Source organism: Halomonas sp. THAF5a (assembly GCF_009363755.1).
Taxonomy (GTDB): domain Bacteria; phylum Pseudomonadota; class Gammaproteobacteria; order Pseudomonadales; family Halomonadaceae; genus Halomonas.
In genome coordinates this window covers 833827-856627 of the sequence record NZ_CP045417.1, presented here as the reverse complement: position 1 = coordinate 856627, position 22801 = coordinate 833827, and the positions used below count along the sequence as shown (strand labels likewise).

Sequence of the window (22801 nt, the reverse complement as noted above, 5' to 3'; positions counted from 1 at the left end):
ACAGAGGGACAGTGACCCAATGAGCGCTGAAGAACACCGCATCGTGCTGCTGGACGGGGGCATGGGACAGGAACTCCGGCGGCGCAGCGAGCGCCCCGTCACGCCGCTGTGGTCCGCGCAGGTGATGCTGGACGAACCGGCGCTGGTCACCGCGGTGCACCGCGACTTCATCGACGCCGGCGCCCGGATCATCACCACCAACAACTACAGCGCCACACCGCAGCGCCTGGCCCGCGACGGCGACCCCGCCCTGTTCGCGCCGCTCCATGCCGCCGCGCTGGGGGCCGCCCGCCAGGCCCGCGACGAGAGCGGCCGGGCAGTGCGCATCGCCGGCTGCCTGCCGCCGCTGGTGGCGAGCTACCACCACGAACTGGTGCCGGACGACGCCACCTGCGAGCGCGACTACGGCCGGCTGGTCGAGGCCCAGGCCGACGGGGTCGACCTCTTCATCTGCGAGACCATGACGCTTGCCCGCGAGGCGCTGGCGGCGACCCGCGCGGCCGTGGCGCGGGGCATCCCGGTATGGGTCGCCTTCACCGTGAGCGACGGCGACGGCACCCGCCTGCGCTCCGGCGAGCCGCTGGCCGAGGCCGCCCGGGCGGTGGTGGCGGCCGGCGCCGCGGCGGTGCTGGTCAATTGCTCGGTGCCCGAGGCGCTCACCACCGCCATGGGCGAGCTTGGCGACCTCGACGTACCCTTCGGCGGCTACGCCAACGGCTTCACCGCGGCGGCCGACCTCGCCCCCGGCGGCACGGTCGAAGGCCTGGAGACCCGCGAGGACCTGGGGCCTGAGGGCTATGCCGAACACGCCTGCCGCTGGATCGCCCAGGGCGCCACCATCGTCGGCGGCTGCTGCGAGGTGAGCCCGGCGCACATCGCCGCCCTCGCTGAGCGACTGACCGCCCAGGGCTACCGGCTGGCCTCCGCCTGAGGGCGGAGGTCATATCGCCCCGGCCGCCCGTGATAGGCTCGGGCCACGATCACTGCCGATCACTGCCGATTACTGCCGATTACTGTAAGGAGCGCGCCATGAATGCCGCCGAGCTGCTGAACCGCCTGGTGGGCTTTGCCACCGTCTCCCGGGACTCGAACCTGGACCTGATCGCCTTCGTGGAGGGCTACCTGGACGAGCATGGCGTGGAGCACTGGCGCGTCGAGAGTGACGATGGCAGCAAGGCCAACCTGCTGGCGCGCATCGGGCCCGACGTGGCCGGCGGCGTGGTGCTCTCCGGCCATACCGACGTAGTGCCGGTGGACGGCCAGCCCTGGTCCACCGATCCCTTCACGCTCACCGACAAGGGCGACGGGCGCCTCTACGGCCGGGGCACCTGCGACATGAAGGGCTTTCTCGCCTGCGCCCTGGCCGAAGTCCCGCGCTGGACGACCCTCGAGCTCGACACGCCGATCTGGCTCGCCCTCTCCTACGACGAGGAAGTGGGCTGCGTCGGCGCCCCGCGCATGATCGAGCGGCTCCTCGCCGACCACCCGCGCCCATCGGCGGTGATCGTCGGCGAGCCGACCCTGATGCACCCGGTGGTGGCCCACAAGGGCGCCACCAACCTGCGCACCACCGTCACCGGCCGCGCCTCCCACTCCAGCCAGGTCAACCAGGGCGTCTCGGCGATCCACGTCGCCGCGCGCCTGGTCACCCGCATCGAGGACGTGATGGCCGAGCTCAAGGCCGAGGGCCGGGTCGACGAGGCCTTCAATGTGGTGCACTCGAGCCTGCACGTGGGCAAGATCGCCGGCGGCACGGCGATCAACATCATGGCCCGGGAGTGCACGTTCGAGTGGGAGATCCGCCACCTGCCGAGCGATCGCTTCGAGGCACTCCTCGAGCGCGTCAACGCCACCGCCGCCGAGCTCGAGGCCGAGATGAAGACGCGCGCGCCGGAAGCCGGCATCGTCACCGAGGCGCTCAACACCACGGTGCCGGCGCTCGCCGACGACAACAATGCCGAGGTGCTGGCGCTCTGCCGCGAGCTGCTCGACGAGCGCCCCACCGGGGCCGTGGCCTACGCCACCGAGGCCGGCCAGTTCCAGCGCGAAGGGCTGCCCACGGTGATCTGCGGGCCGGGCAGCATCGGCCAGGCCCATCAGCCCGACGAGTACATCGACCGCGAGCAGCTCGAGGCGGGCGCGCAGTTCATGGCGGCGCTGGGCGAGCGGCTGCGGCGGCAGTAGAATGCCGGCTTCCCGCCCCTGCCCGGAGCCCCCATGCCGCGCCTGACGATCCTCAAGACCGGAGACAGCTTCGCCGACGTGGTCCGCGACCACGGCGACTTCGAGGACCTCTTCCTCGCCGCCCTGGCCCCGCTGGCCGAGGCGCGCGATGCGCTCACCCTGACCGTCCACGATGCCCGCCACGAGGGCGTCCCGCCGGTGCCGGCCGCCGGGGACGGCGTGGTGATCACCGGCTCCCACGCCATGGTCAGCGACGCCGAACCCTGGAGCGAGGCGCTCAAGCCCTGGCTCGTCGAGGCCCGCGCGCGCGGCGTCGCCATGCTCGGCGTCTGCTACGGCCACCAGCTGATGGCGGCGGCCTTCGGCGGAGTGAGCGGCTACCACCCGGCCGGCCGCGAGGTCGGCACCCGCCGACTGCGCCTCACCGAGGCAGGGCAGACGGACCCGCTGTTCGGCGCCCTCCCGGCGACCTTCACCGCCCAGCTGACCCACTCCCAGTCGGTGCTCACCGCCCCGCCGGGGGCCCAGGTGCTGGCCGACAACGACCACGACCCCTTCCAGGCGCTGCGCCACGGGCCGCGGCAGTGGAGCGTGCAGTTCCACCCGGAGTTCAGCCCCCCCGTGATGCGGGCCTACCTCGCCCACCAGCGCGCGGCCCTCGCCGACCAGGGCGACGACCCCGAGGCGCGGCTCGATGCGGTCACGCCCACCCCCGAGGCCGGCGCCCTGATCGCCCGCTTCGCCGAGCAGCTGGTGCGCCCGGCAAGCGTCGCCTGAACCTTAGCTGATTGGCTAAAGCGCCAACCAAAACGCCCCCGCACCGGACGGTGCGGGGGCGCTTGTATTGGCATGCCGAGCGGCCCGTCGACTAGCGGGATGACGCCTCGGCGGCGTCGCCCTTGGATGCCTCCTCCTCGACGGCCTGCTGCTGGATGCGCCCGATGTCCGGGGCCCCGCCGGCTGCCTTGCGGCGCTGGCGATGCAGGTCGCGCAGCGAGCTCGTCATCATGGTGACGACGATGATGGCGCCACCGATCAGCGCCAGCCGGGTCGGCACCTCGCCGACCCACCACCACACCAGCAGCGAGCCGAGCAGGGTCTCCAGCAGCAGCACCAGGCTGACCTCGGCGCCGGGCAGGTAGCGCGCTCCGGTCTGGATCAGGAAGTAGGCCGCCGGCAGGAACAGCGCCATGATCGCCAGCAGCGGCACGTCCTCTGCCGGCGGCAGGGTCGCCCCGCCGCCCAGCACGGCCGGCAGCAGCATCGCCAGGCAGCCCAGCGGCAGGATCACCGTGGTGTCGATGCCGCGGCGCCGCTCGCCTTTCTGGGCGCTGGCCACGGTGGTATTGATGGCGATGGAGATCGGCACGAACAGCGCGACGCCGAGCCCCAGCAGGCTGCCCTGGCCCATCTCGCCGGCCGCCATCAGGCTGGCCCCGGCGACGCAGAGGGCGATCACCACCCAGGTCTGGCGCCGCAGGCGCTGGCGGAAGAACACCAGGCCGATCAGCCCGGCCACCAGGGGCGCCAGGTTCATCATCACCAGCACGTTGCCCGCCGAGGTGAAGCGGTTGGCGATGACGAAGGCCCAGCCGCTGGCGGCGAAGGCCAGCGGGCACCACCAGGCGGCGGGCCCGCAGGCGCGGATCGCCTCGGGCAGGCGGTGGCCGTAGCGCGCCAGGGCGATCAGCAGCAGCACGATGCCCAGCAGCAGGCCGCGCCAGAACAGGAACGTGACAGGCGAGACGCTGGTCCCCTTGACCAGCAGGGCGTCCGGCGAGAGGAGCAGCACCCCGGTCATGGTGATCAGGTAGCCCCGCAGCCGGAACGGTAAGCGCTTCCACATGCTCGTGTTCCTCCTCTTTCCTTCGATCTCATCAACGACAAGCAGGCCGGGGAGATCCCCGGCCTGCCATGGTCACGGACGCCTGCCGAACCGGGGCTTCACCCCGGGCGGCGACGCTTCAGGGCTCAGGCCCGTTCGCGACGCTTCACCGGCCCATCGTCGTCGCGGCGACGACGCGGCGCCCGCTCCGGCGCGCCCTTGTCCTCGCTGATCTCCAGCGGACGACCGGCGACGCGGGCCCGGGCCATCTTGGCCAGGATGCTCTCCGGCAGCGAACTCGGCAGCTCGACCACGGAGAAGGCGGTGCGGATGTCGATGCGACCGATGCGGTTGCCCTCGATGCCGCCCTCATTGGCCAGGGCGCCGACCAGCTGGCCCGGCTTGACGCCGTCCTGGTGGCCCACGGCGACGCGGTAGCGGGTCATGCCCTCGCGCGGCGCGCTGTCGCGACGCTTCGGCTTGCCGTCACGCGCGTGGCGGTCGTTGTTGCGCTCGGCGCGGGGCGCCTGCAGGCGACCGATCGGCGGCTCGTCGGCACGCGCCATGCGCGAGAAGGCGCAGGCCAGCTCGATGGGGTCGTGACCCTCCTCGACCAGGCGCTCGATCAGCGCACGCTGCTCGTCGGCACCGGCGGTCAGGGCGGCCACCACGCGCTGGTGGAACATCTCGTCGCGATGGGCGCGGATGGCCTTCTCGTCGGGCAGCGCCATCTCGCTCATCTTCTGGCCGGTGGCCTGCTCGAGCCAGCCCACCTTGCGGCCTTCGCGGAAGCCGACGAAGGTGATCGCGACGCCGGTGCGGCCGGCGCGGCCGGTACGCCCGATGCGGTGGGTGTAGGCCTCGGCATCCTGGGGCAGGTCGTAGTTGATGACGTGGGTGATGCGCGGCACGTCGAGGCCGCGGGCGGCCACGTCGGTGGCGATCAGCACGTCGACCTTGCCGCGCTTGAGGCGCTGGATGGTGCGCTCGCGCAGGCTCTGGTCGAGGTCGCCGGAGAGGCTGGCGACGCTCAGGCCGCGGGCGGAGAGCTGCTCCATCAGGGTGGTGCAGGCGGCCCGGGTGCGCACGAAGACGATGGCGCCATCGACCGGCTCGACCTCGAGGATGCGCGCCAGCGCCTCCTGCTTGGCGCCGCCGTCGACCCGCACCATGCGCTGGTCGATGCTCGCCGCGGTGCCGACCTTGGCGGCGATGGAGACCTTGACCGGGTCGACGAGGTAGCGGTTGACGATGCGCTCGATCTCGGTCGGCAGGGTCGCGGAGAAGAAGACCCGCTGGGCGTTCTGGGGGGTGTCGGCGACCACGCGCTTGACGTCGTCGATGAAGCCCATGCGCAGCATCTCGTCGGCTTCGTCGAGCACCAGCGCGGAGAGGCCGTCGAGCTTCAGGCTGCCGCGATCCAGGTGATCGATGATGCGGCCCGGGGTGCCGACCACGACCTGGGCGCCGCGGCGCAGGGCGGAGAGCTGCTCGCGGTATTCCTGGCCACCGCAGAGGGTGGCGACTTCCAGGCCCTTGAGGTTCTGACCGTACTTGCTGAAGGAGACGGCCACCTGCTGGGCCAGTTCCCGGGTGGGGGCCATCACCAGCACCTGGGGCTCGCGGCGCGTCAGCTCGAGGCGCGAGAGCAGCGGCAGGGCGAAGGCCGCGGTCTTGCCGGTACCGGTCTGGGCCTGGCCCAGCATGTCGCGACCTTCCAGCAGCGCGGGGATGGTCTGCGCCTGGATCGGCGACGGGGTGGTGTACCCCTGGGATTCAACAGCAGAAAGAACGGCAGGCAGCAGGGCCAGTTCGCCGAAGCTCGGCGAGACGACAGAAGTCGAGGTCATGAATCACACCTTAATAGGCCGGCATCGCCGGCAGGTAACATCGGTGGCGCCCCTGACGCGGTAAAGCCATCAAGGCACCCTGCCGACCGTCGGCCCGAAGGCGGCGGAGCAGAGCGTAAATCGGAGTCGGGGACGCCGGTCGCACCTGGCATTCGGCCCATGCCATCGCAATCGATGGCCGCATGAGCCGCTGTGGCGACCGTTGGCGCCGATCTCGCCCGGGTGGCGGATCTCGGTGGCGCTCCATCTACACAATTCGAACGCGTGAGGCGCAGCTCTTGATGCATGATGCACAGGTGGCTGGGCTTCCCGCTTCGGCGCTTGCCTCGCCCGTCGGGGGAGGTCGCGTCGTCATGATGGTGGGGTCAACACATGCGAGGAGCGCGCATGCTACCATCGTCGCGATGACCTGGCCAGCCTTATTCGTTCCCCCCTTCAGGAGCCCTACATGCCGAGCCTCTGGGTCGATGCCGACGCCTGCCCCCGGGCAGCCCGCGAGATCATCGTCCGCGCCGCCGAGCGCACCGCCACGCCGACCTGGTTCGTGGCCAACCACGCCGTGCCGCTGCCGCCCTCGAAGTGGGTCAAGGGCCTGGCGGTGAGCCAGGGCTTCGACGCCGCCGACAACGAGATCGTCGAGCGCATCCAGCAAGGCGACCTGCTGATCACCTCGGACCTGCCGCTGGCCCTGGAGGCGATCGAGCGCGAGGCGCGGGTGATGACCACCCGCGGGGAGGCGCTGGATGCCAACAACATCCGCGCGCGGGTCCAGATGCGGGACTTCATGGAGACCCTGCGGGCCAGCGGCGAACACACCGGCGGCCCCAGCGGCTACTCCGACGCCGATCGTCGCGAGTTCGCCAACGCCCTGGATCGGTGGCTGGCCAAGAACCAACACCGCTGAGGCCGAAGCCGCGCCCATTGTGCTGGCTGGCGCGGCAGAAGTAGCGAGCGGCTTTCCTGGCGACAGGCTGCGCGGAGGCGCTGTGAACCCATCCCTGGGCGCTACTTTTTCCATCCCTGGAAAAAGACCTCCGCTTCGCTCTGTCCCCAGCGCCGCTCTCCGCCTGCCAGGATCACGCTACCCGCGACAGTCGCTTACCCCTTCTCGCGGATACCCTGCCCCGGCAGGCGCTCGCGGTCGTGGGGCCGCTCGAGGTCGAGGCGCGGACCGGCGGGCACGATGCGGGTCGGGTTGATGGTGTCGTGGCTGTAGTAGTAGTGGCGCTTGATATGATCGAAGTCCACCGTCTCCGCGATGCCCGGCCACTGGTAGAGCTCGCGCAGGTAGTGGGCGAGGTTCGGGTAGTCCTCGATGCGCCGCAGGTTGCACTTGAAGTGGCCGTGATAGACGGCGTCGAAACGGACCAGGGTGGTGAACAGCCGGATATCGGCCTCGGTCAGCCACTCCCCCGCCAGGTAGCGGTGCGTGTCGAGGCGCGCCTCGAGGCGATCCAGGGCGTCGAACAGCGCCATCACGTGCTTCTCGTAGACGCCCTGATCGGTCGCGAAGCCCGACTTGTAGACCCCGTTGTTGACGTGCTCGTAAACGTCGGCATTGACGGCGTCGATGGTCTCCCGCAGGTCGGCCGGATAGAGGTCCAACCGGTTGCCGGTGAGGCCGTCGAAGGCGCCGTTGAACATGCGGACCAGCTCGGCCGACTCGTTGTTGACGATGCGCCCCTGCCGCTTGTCCCACAGGGCCGGCACGGTCACCCGGCCGGTGTAGTGCGGGTCGGTGAGGGTATAGAGCTCGTGGTGGTAGTCCACGCCGTTCACGTCGTCACCGCTCGCGCCCTCCTCGCGGTGATAGCTCCAGCCCTGACCGAGCATCAGCGGGCTGGTGTGGGAGACGCCGATCAGCCCCTCCAGGCCCTTGAGGCGTCGCATGATCAGCACGCGGTGCGCCCAGGGGCAGGCCAGGGAGACATAGAGATGATAGCGCCCCGCCTCGGCCGGCAGACCCGGCTGATTCTGGGGCCCCGGAGAACCCTCGGGCGAGATCCAGTCACGAAGCTTCGCCGATTCCCGCACGAACTCGCCGCCATGCTTCTTGGTGTCGTACCACTGGTCGTGCCACTGCCCGTCGATCAAGAGCCCCATCTCGGCCTCCTCGGTTGAAATGCGATGGGCCCAGCTTAATTCCATAAAATTGAAGCTCAAGCGCACTTTTTCCGTCAAACCATTCGATTTTTTCAGCCATCCGCGCCAGGAGCACAGGTCGTGACGGCCTCCTGCAAATGGTGGGCCAGGGCTCGGGTGGCCGGCCCGGCACGGTCTCGGTCGCGATGGATCAGCTGCACCGGAATCTCGCGGATACCGCCGGCGGCCAGCGGCAGCGGCACGAGTTGCCCGACGGTGAGCGCCTCGCCGAGGCGGGTCTCCGGCAGCCAGGCGAACCCCAGGCCGCGCTTCACCATGTCGATGGAGGTCTCCAGGTGGCTCACGGTCCAGCGCTGCTCCGCCTTGAGCCAGCCGGAGTCGAGCGACTGCCGCTGGGCCGAATCGCGCACCACCAGCTGGCGATGCTGCACCAGGTCGCGCAGATCCAGGGTCCTGCCAAGCCCATGCAGCGGGTGCTCGGGGTGGGCCACGGCGACGAAGCGCACCGTCACCAGCGGCTCCCCCAGGAAGCCCTGTGCGGCAAGCCCGGAGACCACCAGGTCGGCACTGCCGTCGTAGAGCATCTCGATGCCACCGTTGAGCACCGTCTCGTGGAGCTGGACTCGCACATGAGGAAAGGCCGCCGAGAAGGTGGCCAGCGCGCGCGCCAGGGCGTCCGACGGAAACACCTGGTCCACCGCCAGCACCACCTCGGCCTCCAGCCCCTCGGCCAGGCTGCCGGCGACATCCTCCAGCGCCTCGGCGCCCTCGATCAGCTGGCGGGCGCGTCGCAGCAGCATCGCGCCGGCCTCGGTCAGCCGCACCTGACGCCCCACGGGCTCCAGCACCTTCACGCCGAGCTGCTGCTCCAGCTTGTGCACCGCATGGTTAAGCGTCGACGGACTCTTGTGGATGGCCTCGGCGGCACGCGCGAAGCCGCCATGATCGACCACGGCGGCCAGCATCTGCCATTGGGCCAGAGTGACACGGGACATTTCGAATTCCTCGAACGTGAACGGCGAAACATTGCGCTTAATCTTCGAAAAAAACGACCTAGAATGCCAGTCATGCCTTCCACCGATCACGCATTCCACCGCTGATGGAGACACGCTCATGACCACCCCCGCGACCACCCGGCAGGTCATGCACCTGAGGGACACCCGGCCCAGCCAGGATGGCGACGGCGTCAAGATCCAGCGCCTGCACGACTTCGACGGCGGACTGGATCCCTTCCTGATGCTGGACGAACTGGGCTCCGACCGGCCGGACGACTACATCGGCGGCTTCCCGCCGCATCCCCACCGGGGGATCCAGACCCTGACCTACTTGATCCACGGCGGCCTGACCCACGAGGATCACCTCGGCCACGCGAGCACCATCCAGGCGGGCGATGCCCAGTGGATGCACACCGGCCGCGGCATCATCCACTCCGAGATGCCGCTGACCGACCACCGGGGGCTCCATGCCTTCCAGCTGTGGCTGAACCTGGCGGCCAGGGACAAGCTCAGCGCCCCGACCTACCGGGACGTGCGTGCCGAGGAGATGCCGCGGCTGAGCGGTGACCGCGCCTCACTGACGGCGCTGGGCGGCCACTGGCAGACCCTCGCCGGCGACGGGGTCGACGGTCCCCTGGCGCGGCTGGCCGGCCAGGGGGCCGTGGCCCATGCGCGGCTCTCGTCCGGCGGCACGCTCGAGCTGGCGGCGCCCGCCACCATGCTGCTGGTCTACGTCTTCTCGGGCAGCCTGGACGTCGCCGGCACTCGCGTCGAGACGGGGCAGCTCGCGCGCCTGGGCGACGGGGACGCGCTGCGCCTCACCGGCGTCGAGGGCGGAGAGGCCCTGCTGCTCGGTGGCGAACCGCACGGCGAACCGATCGCCCACTACGGCCCCTTCGTGATGAACCGACAGGAGGAGCTGGATCAGGCGCTTCGGGACTACCGCGAGGGTACCCTCGCCGAGTGATCGCTCACGCGCGGGTTGAAAATCCGCGCATCGCACTATTCAATACGCTTAAGACAACGGCGTTCACGCCCCACAAGCTCGCTCGAGGACCGCCGCCCTGGCGCCTCGAGCGGGCCTTTCTGTATATCCGTACAGACTAGGCATCTCATACATCATCGAGTATGGTTCTAAGGCCATTTTTCCGTTATTTCCTCTTCAACTGTCACGGCCTTACTTCCCATGATGCGAATCCTTCATTCGCTACCCCGCACCCATAAACTGCTGCTGTTACCCGTCGCCACCATGGTAACCGTGCTGGGAGCCCAGAAGGTCCTCACCACCTTCGAAGACGTTCAACGTGATCGCCAGTCGCTCGATACCGTGCACGTTCCCCTCGAGGCCGACGCCAGCCCCGGCCTGCCCAACCTCGATGCCAGGCGCGACGCGGTGAGCGGCGCCCTGGCGAGGGCCAACCAGGCGCTGGACGCGACGCGCGGCCACGTGCCGATCTCCTCGCTGACCGCCTCGGAAATCATCGACGTCGACTTCATCGAGGCCGCACGCGCCAAGCGGACCGAGACCGGGGTGCCCGAGACCCTCGCCATGCCCGCCGCGTCGGGCCCCGCCCCGCGCGGTGCCGAGGCCGATGCCGAAGACGACGCGGTGCGCCTGGACGAGGGCGCCCAGCACATGGCCATGGTCATCGGCACCATCGCCGCCGGCATGCTCGAGCTCGAGGACGGCGTGGTGGCCGATGCCACCTCCTACGAGGAGGTCAGCGAGGACGAGCTGGCGCTGTTCGACGAGGGCCCGATCGTCCTCGATCAGGAGATCGCCGCCAACGAGCCCTACGTCCCGCAGTGGCAGACCTATACCGTGCAGAGCGGCGACACCTTCGCGATCATGGCCCAGGAGCATCTCGAGATGGGCTACAGCGAGGTGATGGGCCTGATCGACACGCTTCCCGAACCGCGCCTGCTGACCCACTGGCGGGTCGGCGACCGTTTCGAGTACCAGCTCGACGAGCAGGGCGACCTGCTGGCCCTGAGGATGATGAAGAACGCCCGCGACGGCTACCTCATCGAGCGCCAGGAGAATGCCTTCGAGGTCGCCACCATCGAGCGCGCCGGGGAAGCGACCCAGCGCCTGTTCGCCGGCACCATCAGCGGCAGCTTCGCACGATCGGCCAAGGCCACCGGCCTGACCAGCGCCGAGGTCGCCGAGCTCTCCCGCGTCCTGGAAAAGAAACTCGACTTTCGCCGCGACACTCGTCGCGGCGATCGTTTCCAGGTGCTGGTGGAGTCCGACATCATCGACGGCGAGAGCCTCGACCCGCGCGTGCTCGCGGTGGCCTACGAGGGCGCGCGCATGAACCTCACCGTGGTGCGCAACCCGGACGACAACCGCTTCTACACCCCGGAGGGCGACAGCCTCGACCCGGCCTTCAACCGCTACCCCTTCGAGGGCCGCTACCGGCTGAGCTCGCACTTCAATCCCAGGCGCCTGCATCCGGTCACGGGCCGCATCAGCCCCCACAAGGGCACCGATTTCGCCATGCCGATCGGCACCGCGGTGCACGCCCCGGCGGACGGCCGCGTCGAGAAGGTGGGCCACCATCCGGCGGCGGGCCGCTATGTGGTGATCCGCCACGACAACGGCTACAAGACCCGCTATCTGCACCTCTCCCGGCCGATGGTCAGCAACGGCCAGCGCGTCACCATGGGCGAGCGCATCGCCCTCTCCGGCAACACCGGCCGCAGCACCGGACCGCACCTGCACTACGAGGTCCTGGTCAACAACCGACAGGTGAACGCCATGAAGGTCGCCCTGCCGGACAACCAGAGCCTCGAGGGCGAGCGCCTGGTGGCCTTCCAGCGCCAGGCCGAGCCGATGCTGGCGGCACTGGCGAGCGGCGAGACCGGCGCCGTGGTGGCGAGTACCGAGCCGTCGGCCGAGGATGACGACGAGGGCTGATCGCCCCTCGCCATCGACGCCCCCGCGCCCCGCCTCGTGCGGGGCGCGGTCGTCTGGAGCCGGTTCAGCCGAGGATCATCACCACGCAGGCCGCGGTCAGAAGGCCCATCACGGCGTTGAAGATCCGCCAGTGGCGCCGGGTGGTCATCAGGCGGCCGACGGCCACCCCGAAGCCCGCCCAGAGCGCGATCGACGGCAGGTTGGTCATGCCCATCACCGCAATCACCACCACCGCCGAGGCCAGGAAGGCATCGCCGGAGAGCGTGAAGGAGGCGATCCCCGAGATCGCCATCACCCAGGCCTTGGGATTGGCGAACTGGAAGGCCGCGGCCTGCCAGAAGGTCAGCGGCCGCGCCCGGGCATCGGCGCCCTCGCCGCTCGGCGGCGGCGCCGTAGCGATCCGGTAGGCCAGCCACAGCAGGTAGGCGCTGCCGACGAGCTTCAGCCCCTGCTGCAGCGGCGGCCACTGCTCGAACAGCGCACCGAGCCCCAGCGCCACGGCGCCCATCAGCCCCATCACGCCGATCGAGATGCCGAGCATGTGCGGCAGGGTGCGCAGGAAGCCGAAGTTGGCGCCCGAGGCGGTCAGCATCATGTTGTTGGGACCGGGCGTGGCGGACATGCTGATCGCGAACAGGATCATCGGGCCGACCAGGGCAAGCAGCTCGGGCAGCGGGAGGGTCATGGGGACTCCTTGGGTTCGGGGAGCGCGTCGAGGCGGGGCGAGGAACGACGATTGCAGGGGTACAATTTCACGCAAACCGCCTGACAGAGGCGGGAATTGCGCGCACAATCCCAGTATGCGTCGTCCGCATCGCCGTTCAAGGAGCGCTTTGTCACCCAGACATTGCCCGCGCCCGGTCATGCGGCGAAGGCCGTGCGCATGCCGCTATCGTCATCCGCTGGAGAGTCGCCCATGGACATCCAGGCCCAGGCCCGCGCGCGCTGCCGCTGGCTGCCCGACCTCGAGGGCGCCGACACCCCGCGCTACCAGGCGCTGGTCGACCAGCTGGCTGCCGACATCGCTGCCGGCACCCTCGCCCCCGGCGAGCGCCTGCCGCCCCAGCGCCTGCTGGCCGATGCGCTCAAGGTGACCGTCGGCACCATCACCCGCGCCTACCGTGAGGCCGAGCGCCGCGGCCTGGTCGAGGCCCGGGTCGGCAGTGGCACCCGGGTACGCTCGGCCTCCCCCGAGGCGCCCCGCTTCCACCACCTCTCCCGGGCGGAGGCGGGCAGCATCGACCTCTCGCTGAGCGTGCCGATCCCCCACCCCTGGCGGGCCGAGCAGCTCGCCGGGGTGCTGTCGCGGCTCAGCCACTCTCCGTCCGCCGTCGAGGCCGCCCTGGCCTACCCCTCCGAGCAGGGCAGCCCGGCCTGCCGCGAGGCGCTGGCCGACTGGCTGACCCGCCAGGGCCTGCCGATGTCGGCCGAGGAGCTGATCCTCACCGCCGGCGGCCAGCATGCCGACTTCCTGGCGCTGCAGGCGCTGGTGCAGCCCGGCGAGGCGGTCGCCTCGGCGGCCCTCACCTACCCCGGCATGATCGCCACCGGCCGCCAGCTGGGCCTCAAGCACGTGGCGGTGCCGATGGACGACGAGGGCATCCGGCCCGAGGCGCTGGAACGGCTCTGCCAGCAGCAGCGCATCCGCCTGCTCTACGTCATGCCCGAGCACAACAACCCCACCGGCGCGCGGATGGGCGAGGCGCGGCGCCAGGCGATCGTCGAGGTGGCCCGGCGCCATGACCTGCTGCTGCTCGAGGACGGCGTGCAGTTCGTTACCGCCGCGACCCGCGGCACGCCCTTCTATCGGCTGGCCCCGGAGCGCGCGCTCTACATCTTCAGCGTCTCCAAGCTGCTCGCCGGGGGGCTGCGCCTGGGCGCCTTGCGGGCGCCGAGCAACCTGATGCCGCGCCTCACCGCCGCCCTACGTGCCCAGTGCTGGGCGATGCCGGCGCTGATGACCCACGCCGCCGTCGACTGGCTGACCGGCGACGAGGCCGATACCCTGATCGCGTGGCAGTGGCAGGAGGTGGCCGCGCGCCAGCACCTGCTCGCCCAGCGCCTTGAAGGCCATGAGATCATCGCCCACCCCTGCGGCTTCCACGCCTGGCTGCGCCTGCCCGAGCCGTGGCGGGCGGTGGATGTGGTGGCGCGCGCCGCCGAGCGCGGCGTCACCCTGCTCGGCGCCGATCCCTTCTGCGTGGGCAGCCAGCCCGCCCCCCAGGCGGTGAGGATCTGCGTGACGCCGCCCGCGGAGCGCGACCGGCTCGACGAGGGGCTATGCCGGCTGGCCGCGCTGCTCGAGGAAGAGCCCCGGCGGGTCTCGCCGCTGGTCTGACGCCCCCACCCCTTCCACTGCCAGGAGCCACGCGCTTGTCCTCACCTCATGCACCCGCCTCCTCCGCGCCGCGCCCGGGCGGCATGCTCGCCAGCTTCCTCGGCGTCTTTCGCTACAGCCATCGCGCCCTGGCGCTGGTCTGGCAGACCTCGCGGCCGCTGACCCTGGGGCTCGCGCTCTGCACCCTGGTCGCCGGCGTGCTGCCGGCGGTGGCGGCCTGGATCGGCCAGCTGATCGTCGACGCCGTGGTCGCGGCGATGGCGCTGCATCGCGAGACCGGCCGCGTCGAGTGGTGGGGAGTGCTGCGCTACGTGCTGGCGGAGGCCGGGGTGATCGCCACCATCGCCCTGGCCCAGCGCGGCCTGGCCGCCCAGCAGTCGCTGCTGCGCGCCCTGCTCGGCCAGAAGGTCAACGTGATGATCCTCGAGAAGGCCGGCACCCTGTCGCTCGCGCAGTTCGAGGACTCCGAGTTCTACGACAAGCTGACCCGCGCCCGCCGCGAGGCCTCGACGCGCCCGCTGGGCCTGGTCAACAAGACCTTCGGCCTGGCCCAGAACGCCATCTCGCTGGCGAGCTTCGGGGTGCTGCTGGTGCAGTTCTCGCCCTGGGCGATCCTGGTGCTGGTGATCGGCGCCCTGCCGGTGTTCGTCTCGGAGGCCAAGTTCTCGGGGGACGCCTTCCGGCTGTTCCGCTGGCGCTCCCCCCAGACCCGCATGCAGATGTACCTGGAGACGGTGCTGGCCCGGGAGGACAGCATCAAGGAGGTCAAGCTGTTCGGCCTGGAGCCGCTGCTGCTGGATCGCTACCGGACGATCTTTGACACCCTCTACGACGAGGACCGACGCCTGACCCTCCGCCGGGAGACCTGGGGCTTCCTGCTCGGCCTGCTGGGCACCCTCGCCTTCTATGGCGCCTACGCCTGGGTCGTGGTGGAGACCGTGACCGGCGCGCTGACCCTGGGCGAGATGACCATGTACCTGATGGTCTTCAAGCAGGGCCAGGCGGCGCTCTCGGCGAGCCTCACGGCGATCGGCGGCATGTACGAGGACAACCTCTACCTCTCGAACCTCTACGAGTACCTCGAGCAGCCGGTGCCCACCGAGGGCGGCACCCTGACCGAGGGCGCGCGGCCGGGCGACGGCATCCGCTTCGAGGGCGTGGGCTTCACCTATCCGGGCAGCACGACGCCGGCGCTCGCAGGGGTCTCGCTGCACCTGCAGCCGGGCGAGAGCCTCGCCCTGGTGGGCGCCAACGGCTCGGGCAAGACCACCCTGATCAAGCTGCTGACCCGGCTCTACGAGCCGACCGAGGGGCGCATCCTGCTCGACGGCAGCGACCTGCGCGACTGGGAGATCGCCACGCTGCGCAGGCGCATCGGGGTGATCTTCCAGGACTTCGTGCGCTACCAGATGAAGGTGGGCGAGAACCTCGGCGCCGGGGACGTCGAGGCCTTCGGCGACGAGGCACGCTGGCAGGAGGCGGCGCGCCGCGGCCTGGCCGACGCCTTCATCGCCGAGATGCCGGGCGGCTACCACACCCAACTGGGCCGCTGGTTCAAGGGCGGCCAGGAGCTCTCCGGCGGCCAGTGGCAGAAGATCGCCCTCTCCCGGGCCTACATGCGCGAGGGCGCCGACATCCTGGTGCTCGACGAGCCCACCGCGGCCATGGACGCCGCGGCGGAGGCCGCCGTCTATGCCGACTTCCGCGAGCACAGCCGCGACCGCATGACCCTGCTGATCTCCCACCGCTTCTCGACGGTCCGTGCCGCCGACTGGATCCTGGTGATCGACGGCGGCGAGATCCTCGAACAGGGCGACCATGCGAGCCTGATGGCCGAGGGCGGCCGCTACGCGCGGCTGTTCCGCCTGCAGGCGAAGGGCTACGCGTGACAGGCGACCAGGGAAAGCCCCCTCGAGCCCTGGCGCACCGGGAGCCTGCCTGGCCTTTCGCAGTACCGGCGCCCGCCTCCTCCCCCTCGGCTGGGACCGCCGCGCCTCCATGCGAAGAGGCACCACGCCGGGGCAGGGACCCGGCAGAGCCGGCTGACATGCACCATTTCGCGCTCCATGCCGGCTCGCCCATCGCCCAAGAAGTCCTCAAAGAACTGAAAAAGAAGACATCTTCCTGGCATGGCCCTGCTTATGCATAGTCAATGACAGAGAGTGCCAGACGTAGACCAGGCCCCCGGGGTACGAGTGCGTCGGACCCGACCTTCAACGGCGAAGGCCCAAGAGATCGTGTGTTCGAACGTCATTCGACGAGGTATGCCCCATGGAAATCCAAAACAAGGCCAACAGGATACGTCTGTTCAACGGCAAGACGCCGCAGATGCGCGCCTTCCACTTCTCCTGGTTCGCCTTCCACATCTGCTTCTTCGGCTGGTTCGGTATCGCCCCCCTGATGGCGGTGGTGCGAGACGACCTCGGCCTGACCAAGACCCAGATCGGCAACACCATCATCGCCTCGGTGGCCATCACCGTGATCGTGCGCCTGGCCATCGGGGTGCTGTGCGACAAGATCGGCCCGCGCCGCGCCTATACCTGGCTGCTGTGCCTGGGCTCGGTGCCGGTGATGTGCATCGGCTTCGCCGACAGCTTCGAGTCCTTCTTCCTGGCACGCCTGGCCATCGGGGCCATCGGCGCCTCCTTCGTCATCACCCAGTACCACACCTCGGTGATGTTTGCGCCCAACGTGGTGGGCACCGCCAATGCCACCTCGGCCGGCTGGGGCAACCTCGGCGGCGGCACCACCCAGATCCTGATGCCCCTGATCTTCTCCGGCATCCTGATGCTCGGCGTGAGCGAAACCCTCGGCTGGCGCCTAGCCATGGTGGTGCCCGGCGTGGTGCTGTTCCTCACCGGCATCGCCTACTACCTGTTTACCCAGGACGCCCCCAACGGCAACTTCGACGAGCTACGGGCCCGCGGCGAGCTGCCCGAGGCCAATGGCGAGCACGGCATGGCCGCGAGCTTCGCCACCGCCGCCAAGGACATCCGCGTCTGGGCGCTGTTCGTGGTCTATGCCGCCTGCTTCGGCGTCGAGCTGACCCTCCACAATATCGCCGCCATCTACTTCTTCGACAACTTCGACCTGACGCTGGCCACCGCCGGCCTGATTGCCGGCCTGTTCGGCCTGATGAACCTCTTCGCCCGCACCCTGGGCGGCGTCTTCTCCGATCTATTCGCCCGCAACGCCGGCCTCAAGGGCCGGGTGCGCTGGCTGTTCATCGCCATGCTCTGCGAGGGCATCGCGCTGCTGTTCTTCTCCCAGATGCAGGTGCTGGCGCTCGCCATCGGCATCATGCTGGTGTTCAGCCTCTTCGTGCAGATGGCCGAAGGCGCCACCTTCGGCGTGGTGCCCTTCGTCAACAAGAAGGCGCTGGGCGCGGTGGCCGGCATCGTCGGCGCCGGGGGCAACGCCGGGGCCGTAGCGGCGGGCTTCCTGTTCCGCTCCGAGGCCCTGACCTACCAGGAAGGCCTGTTCTATCTCGGCATCGCGGTCATCATCGCCTCGCTGTGCGCCCTGGTGGTGCGCTTCTCCCCCGCGGTCGAGGCCGAGGAGAACGCCGCCTACCAGGACGCCGCCGGGGCGGCGCCCTCGGCGGCCCTGTCGCTGCGCTGAGCCAGCGCTCCGGGGGCAGGGACGCCCCACTTCCCTCGCCACGCCATCGCCGCCTCACCGCGGCGATGGCGTTTGCGCTGGCGGGCGCGCGCCGCCCGGGAAACCACCGACACCTCTTGGCGACAAAACGCGTGACGCTCGACCTCCGGGCTGGCTATGGTAAGAACGCAGGTATGAGCGAAGGCGACGGATGTCGAGGACGACCCCGATCACAGGCAAGGAGACCCCCTGATGCGACACCTATTCACCCTGGCATGCCTGGGCACATGCCTGTTCACGGGCGCAATCGGCGTTCAGGCCCAGAACGAGCCCGCCTCCTCGCCCAAGGCGGAGCAGGTCGCCCTGCAGTCCGGGCCCCGCGTGGTCGGAGAGGTCTTCGAGTATGCCACCGGCGGCACCACCTATCAGGGCTACCTGGCACGCAATGCCAGCATCGACCAGCCACAGCCGGCGGTCCTGGTGGTGCACGAATGGTGGGGACTGGACGGCTATGCCCGGGCGCGGGCCGATCAGCTCGCAGCACTCGGCTTCGTGGCCCTGGCCGTTGACATGTACGGCGATGGCAAGCTGGCGGGACACCCCGCCGAGGCCAAGGAGTTCTCCAGCCGAGTGATGCAGGACTGGCCGGCGGCACGCGCCAGGCTCGAGGCCGCGATGGCCAGGCTGGGGGAGCATCCGGCGGTGGCCGATGGCGGCATGGCGGCGATCGGCTACTGTTTCGGCGGCAGCGTGGTGATGAACATGGCGCTCTCCGGCATGCCGCTCGAGGCCGCGATCAGCTTTCACGGGGTGCCGACGGTGGCCGTGAACATGCCCCAGGCCTTCGAGGGCAGCGTGCGCATCCATAATGGCGCCGAGGACGGCTTCGTGGCGCGCGACGACCTGGTGGCGATGGCCGGGGCGCTCAAGGCCCAGGGCGCCGACGTCATGGTGACGAACTATCCGGGGGCCAGTCACGGCTTCACGAACCCCGAGGCCGATGCCTTCGCCGCCCAGCACGACCTGCCCCTGGCCTACGATGCCGCCGCCGATGCCGCCTCCTGGCAGGCGGCGCTGCTGACTCTGGACGCCACCCTCAACGATAACGACTGACCGGGCAAGGCCGCCAACGTCACGCCCGGGATGGGCCGGCCTCAGACCGCGCCATGGCCGCCGGGTGGGCCTCGACCATGCGCACCACGCTGCCCACCACGATCAGGCAGGGCGACGGCAGCGGCGTCTCGGCGAGGCGCGCCGGCATGTCCGCCAGGGTGCCGGTCAAGGCGGCCTGCTCGGGCAGGCTGGCGTTGGCCACCAGCATGATCGGCCAGTCGTCGGGCAGACCGGCGCCACGAAGCCCGGCACAGATCGCCTCGACCTTGGCCAGCCCCATGTAGAACACCAGGGTCTCGTCGCGGCGGGCCAGCGCCTGCCAATCCGGCGCGCCGCCCTCGCGGCACAGCTGCGCAGTGACGAAGCGCAGCTGCTGGGCGTGGGCGCGGTCGGTGAGCGGAATGCCCATCGAGGCGCAGGCCGCCGAGGCGGCGGTGATGCCGGGCACGATCTCCGCCGGGACGTCGGCCTCGGCCAGGGCCGCGAGCTCCTCGCCCATGCGGCCGAACACGCCGGGGTCGCCGCCCTTGAGACGCACCACCGACTTGCCCTGCCTCGCCAGCGTCACCAGCAGCGCGCCGATCTCGTCCTGGGGCACGCTGTGGTGGCCGCTGGCCTTGCCGACGTAGTAGCGCTCGCGGCCGGCGGGGATCAGCGCCAGCACCTCCTCGCCGACCAGCCGGTCATAGACCACGGCATCGGCCTGGGCCAGCAGCCGCGCGGCCTTCAGCGTCAGCAGCTCGACGTCGCCGCTGCCGGCGCCGACCAGATGGACCCGCCCGGGGCGACACTCGCCGCGCCGCGAGACCCGCGCGGCGTCATCGTCCGCTTCGCCGACGCGACCGGCCCTCCCACGCGGCGACAGGCCCAGCCTGGCCGAGCCCAGCCGGGCCAGGGCAGAGAAACCGCGGCGCAGGGCATCAGGCGACGCGAACGGGGATCTTGGCTTGCTCGGAGCGCGCATGGCCACTCTCCTCTTGTGTCGTGGAATCGAGCGCCTGGGCATCGGCGCCGGCGTCGACGGTGTCCGGAGCATGCTCCTCGACCAGCGACTTGAGCTCGGGAATGCAGCTGCCGCACTGGGTGCCGCAGGCGAGCCGTGCGCCCAGCGCCTCGACGCTGGCGTCGCCGGCGCGGATGGCCTCGACGATGGTCGTCTGGCCCACCTGATGGCAGCTGCACACCAGCGGGCCGGCATCGGCCTCGCCGGCGTCGCAGCCGGCCAGCAGCCGGCGACGCACGTCGCCCTCGAGCGTCGCCTCGGCGAAGCGCGCATCGAGCCAGGAAAGCCCCGGCAGCTCGGCGGGCGGCGCCACCATCAGCCACCAGCGCAGCCGGCCGTTCTCGAGCCCCGCGGCGCGCAGCCGACCGCCGGCCGGGTCATCGCTCCACAGGCTCGGCGCCGTGGGCAGCCACTGCCGCACCCAGGCCAGCCAGTCGCGCGGCGCATCGTCCGGCTCGCCGCCGGCCAGCTGCCAGCGCTGGCAGTGGTCCAGCGGGATGCGCGCCCAGTAGGCGCCGTCGTCGCGCCCCTCGAAGTCGCCGGCTTCGCCCGGGGCGATCAGCAGGGTCGCCTCCCAGCCCACCGCCAGCGGCGCCAGGCTCACCGCGCCGTGCTTGGCTTCGGGCTGGCCGGAGATCGGGTCGAGATGGGCGGCGAGCAGGCCGCCGGTGCGCGCCGCGCCGGTGAAGCGGTCGGTCCAGTGCATCGGCACGAAGGCCTCGCCGCGGCGCTGGCCCTTAGTCAGCCGCACCCGGGCGCGGTACTCGCCGCCTGCGCCGGTCAGCCGCGCCAGCTGCTGGTCGCCGACGCCGAAGGCGGCGGCGTCCTCGGGGGTGATCTCGATGAAGGGCTCGGCGCGGTGATTCATCAGCCGCGGCGCCCGGGCGGTGCGGGTCATGGTGTGCCACTGGTCGCGCACCCGGCCGGTGTTGAGGCGCAGCGGACGCGCGGCGCTGAGCGCCTGTTCGGGGCCGCGCGGACGCACCGGCAGCAGCCGGGCCCGGCCGTCCGCGGTGGCGAAGCGACCGTCCTCGAACAGCCGCGCGGTGCCGCGGGGGGCCTCGGCGGTCACCGGCCACTGGATCGGCGCCAGGGCGTCGTAGCCGGCGCGGTCGAGCCCCGCCAGCGCCGAGATGTCGAACGGCCGCGCCTCGTGGCCCGGCTGCCCGGGGGCGTTCTCGAAGCCGGAGAGCCGGGCGTGCTCGGCGAAGATCTCGCCGGGATGGCCGTAGTCGAAGGCCTCGCCGAAACCCAGCCGGCGCGCCGCCTCGCAGACAATCCACCAGTCGTGGCGCGCCTCGCCCGGCGGCGGCAGCATCCCGCGCTGGCGCGAGATCCGACGCTCGGAGTTGGTCACGGTGCCGTCCTTCTCCGACCACGACGAGGCCGGCAGCACGATATCGGCGTAGGGCAGCAGGTCGGTGTCGGCCATGCATTCGGAGACGATCACCAGCGGGCACGTCTCGAGCGCCGCCCGCACCCGATTGGCGTCGGGCAGGCTGACCGCGGGATTGGTGGCCATCACCCACAGCGCCTGGATCTCGCCGCGCTCGATGGCCTCGAACAGCGCCACCGCCTTGTGCCCAGGCGCCTCGGGCAGGGTCGGCGTCAGGTGGTCGGTGGCCCAGAAGCGCGTCACGCGGTCGCGCGCGCCGGGGGAGTCGTAGTCCATGTGGGCGGCGAGCTGGTTGGCCAGCCCGCCCACCTCGCGGCCGCCCATGGCGTTGGGCTGGCCGGTGATCGAGAACGGCCCGGCGCCGGGCAGGCCGATCTTGCCGCCGGCCAGGTGGCAGTTGATGATCGCCTGGCACTTGTCGGTGCCGCTGGACGACTGGTTGATGCCCTGGGAGTAGAGGGTCACCACGTGCAGCTGGCTGGCGAACCAGTAGAAGAAGGTCTCCAGCCGCTCGGCGTCGACGTCGCAGTCGGCGGCGATGGCCGCGATGGACACGTCGTCCTCGCGGGCCGCGGCCAGGGCCGCGTCGAGCCCGTCGGTATGCTTGCCCAGATAGACGTCGTCGAGCCGGCCCTTGTCGGCCATCCAGGCCAGCAGGCCGGTGAACAGCCGGGCGTCGCTGCCGGGCCTGAGCCCCAGGTACAGGTCGGCGATCTCGCAGCTGTCGGTGACCCGCGGGTCGATCACCACCACCCGCATCAGCGGATTGCGACTCTTGGCGGTGCGCAGGCGTTGATAGAGCACCGGATGGTTCCAGGCCAGGTTGGACCCCACCAGCACCACCAGCTCGGCCTCCTCCAGGTCCTCGTAGCTGCACGGCACGGCGTCGGCGCCCAGCGAGCGCTTGTAGGCGGCCACCGCCGAGGCCATGCACAGCCGCGAGTTGGTATCCAGATGCGGCGTGCCGAGAAAGCCCTTGAACAGCTTGTTGGCGACGTAATAGTCCTCGGTCAGCAGCTGGCCGGACAGGTAGGCCGCCACGGCGTGATCGCCGGCGCGCTCGCGGGTGGCCTGGAGGCGGCCGGCCACCGCCTCGAGGGCGGTGTCCCAGTCGACCTCGACGCCGTCGACCCGGGGCCGGGTCAGGCGGCCGTGATCGCCCAGGGTCTCGGCCAGCGCCGAGCCCTTGACGCACAGCCGCCCGTAGTTGGCCGGGTGGTCGCCGTCGCCCTCCACGCCGGTGATATGCCCGTCCTCGATGTCGGCCGTGACGCCGCAGCCGACGCCGCAGTAGGGGCAGGTGGTGCGCGCCTGTTGCATGCTGCTCTCCTCGATCATGGTCCCGACACGACGACGCCCACCGCCATGCCGGGTGGGCACGGGGGTGGGCGTCGTTGCCGTGAGTCGCCGCCGTGGCGACTCGGGAATGTCTTTCCATGAGAAAAGCAAACGGCATGCCAGGCGGAAGGAAAGC

17 protein-coding genes are annotated in these 22801 nt (G+C 70.6%); 10 read left to right on the top strand and 7 right to left on the bottom strand.

Going from position 1 to position 22801, the window contains the following annotated elements; translation table 11 throughout:
• Positions 1–19: 19 nt before the first annotated feature.
• The 3 genes from FIU83_RS03875 to FIU83_RS03865 all read left to right on the top strand — a co-directional run bounded on the left by FIU83_RS03875 (position 20) and on the right by FIU83_RS03865 (position 2961).
• Positions 20–931, top strand: a complete 912-nt coding sequence (locus FIU83_RS03875; RefSeq protein WP_152482852.1) for a homocysteine S-methyltransferase family protein — start codon at positions 20–22, stop codon at positions 929–931.
• A 98-nt stretch (positions 932–1029) separates the two neighbouring features.
• The gene (gene argE / locus FIU83_RS03870; protein ID WP_152482851.1) at positions 1030–2184 is read left to right on the top strand and encodes an acetylornithine deacetylase; all 1155 of its coding nucleotides are present in this window, start codon (positions 1030–1032) and stop codon (positions 2182–2184) included.
• Positions 2185–2217: 33 nt separating this feature from the next.
• On the top strand, positions 2218–2961 hold the full coding sequence (locus FIU83_RS03865) for a glutamine amidotransferase (RefSeq protein ID WP_152482850.1): 744 nt from the start codon (positions 2218–2220) through the stop codon (positions 2959–2961).
• A gap of 91 nt (positions 2962–3052) precedes the next feature.
• Here the strand turns inward: FIU83_RS03865 and FIU83_RS03860 are convergent, their stop codons facing one another.
• Positions 3053–4030, bottom strand: coding sequence for a DMT family transporter (locus FIU83_RS03860; RefSeq protein WP_152482849.1), 978 nt, complete (start codon positions 4028–4030; stop codon positions 3053–3055).
• Between the two features lie 125 nt (positions 4031–4155).
• Entirely contained in the window at positions 4156–5859 is a 1704-nt protein-coding gene (locus FIU83_RS03855) for a DEAD/DEAH box helicase (RefSeq protein WP_152482848.1), read from the bottom strand.
• Between the two features lie 448 nt (positions 5860–6307).
• Between FIU83_RS03855 and FIU83_RS03850 the strand changes: the two genes are divergently transcribed.
• Positions 6308–6763 (top strand): YaiI/YqxD family protein, encoded by a 456-nt coding sequence (locus tag FIU83_RS03850; protein ID WP_152482847.1) that lies wholly within the window; start codon positions 6308–6310, stop codon positions 6761–6763.
• A 194-nt stretch (positions 6764–6957) separates the two neighbouring features.
• Here the strand turns inward: FIU83_RS03850 and FIU83_RS03845 are convergent, their stop codons facing one another.
• Together FIU83_RS03845 and FIU83_RS03840 are read right to left on the bottom strand one after the other, a co-directional pair.
• Positions 6958–7962, bottom strand: coding sequence for a glutathione S-transferase family protein (locus FIU83_RS03845; RefSeq protein ID WP_152482846.1), 1005 nt, complete (start codon positions 7960–7962; stop codon positions 6958–6960).
• 92 nt (positions 7963–8054) lie between these two features.
• On the bottom strand, positions 8055–8957 hold the full coding sequence (locus tag FIU83_RS03840) for a LysR family transcriptional regulator (protein ID WP_152482845.1): 903 nt from the start codon (positions 8955–8957) through the stop codon (positions 8055–8057).
• 118 nt (positions 8958–9075) lie between these two features.
• On the opposite strand from FIU83_RS03840, the gene FIU83_RS03835 reads away from it, so the two are divergent.
• Positions 9076–9924, top strand: a complete 849-nt coding sequence (locus FIU83_RS03835) for a pirin family protein (protein WP_152482844.1) — start codon at positions 9076–9078, stop codon at positions 9922–9924.
• A 219-nt stretch (positions 9925–10143) separates the two neighbouring features.
• On the top strand, positions 10144–11877 hold the full coding sequence (locus FIU83_RS03830) for a peptidoglycan DD-metalloendopeptidase family protein (RefSeq protein ID WP_152482843.1): 1734 nt from the start codon (positions 10144–10146) through the stop codon (positions 11875–11877).
• Positions 11878–11941: 64 nt separating this feature from the next.
• Here FIU83_RS03830 and FIU83_RS03825 read toward each other — a convergent pair whose 3' ends face one another.
• Entirely contained in the window at positions 11942–12562 is a 621-nt protein-coding gene (locus FIU83_RS03825; protein ID WP_152482842.1) for a LysE family translocator, read from the bottom strand.
• Positions 12563–12793: 231 nt separating this feature from the next.
• Between FIU83_RS03825 and FIU83_RS03820 the strand changes: the two genes are divergently transcribed.
• From FIU83_RS03820 to FIU83_RS03805, 4 genes are all read left to right on the top strand, one after another.
• Positions 12794–14215 carry a PLP-dependent aminotransferase family protein gene (locus FIU83_RS03820; protein WP_152482841.1) on the top strand — a complete coding sequence of 474 codons (1422 nt, stop codon included), beginning with the start codon at positions 12794–12796 and terminating at the stop codon, positions 14213–14215.
• Positions 14216–14298: 83 nt separating this feature from the next.
• Entirely contained in the window at positions 14299–16104 is a 1806-nt protein-coding gene (locus FIU83_RS03815) for an ABC transporter ATP-binding protein (RefSeq protein WP_152485229.1), read from the top strand.
• 382 nt (positions 16105–16486) lie between these two features.
• Positions 16487–17836 carry a NarK family nitrate/nitrite MFS transporter gene (locus FIU83_RS03810; protein ID WP_152482840.1) on the top strand — a complete coding sequence of 450 codons (1350 nt, stop codon included), beginning with the start codon at positions 16487–16489 and terminating at the stop codon, positions 17834–17836.
• Positions 17837–18067: 231 nt separating this feature from the next.
• On the top strand, positions 18068–18928 hold the full coding sequence (locus FIU83_RS03805) for a dienelactone hydrolase family protein (protein WP_152482839.1): 861 nt from the start codon (positions 18068–18070) through the stop codon (positions 18926–18928).
• A gap of 19 nt (positions 18929–18947) precedes the next feature.
• Here the strand turns inward: FIU83_RS03805 and cobA are convergent, their stop codons facing one another.
• Both cobA and FIU83_RS03795 read right to left on the bottom strand, forming a co-directional pair.
• Positions 18948–19892: a uroporphyrinogen-III C-methyltransferase gene (gene cobA / locus FIU83_RS03800; protein ID WP_253939530.1), complete on the bottom strand. Its 945-nt coding sequence runs from the start codon at positions 19890–19892 to the stop codon at positions 18948–18950.
• Entirely contained in the window at positions 19849–22647 is a 2799-nt protein-coding gene (locus tag FIU83_RS03795) for a nitrate reductase (RefSeq protein ID WP_152482838.1), read from the bottom strand. The genes cobA and FIU83_RS03795 overlap by 44 nt, the downstream gene beginning before the upstream one ends.
• Between the last annotated feature and the right edge of the window lie 154 nt (positions 22648–22801).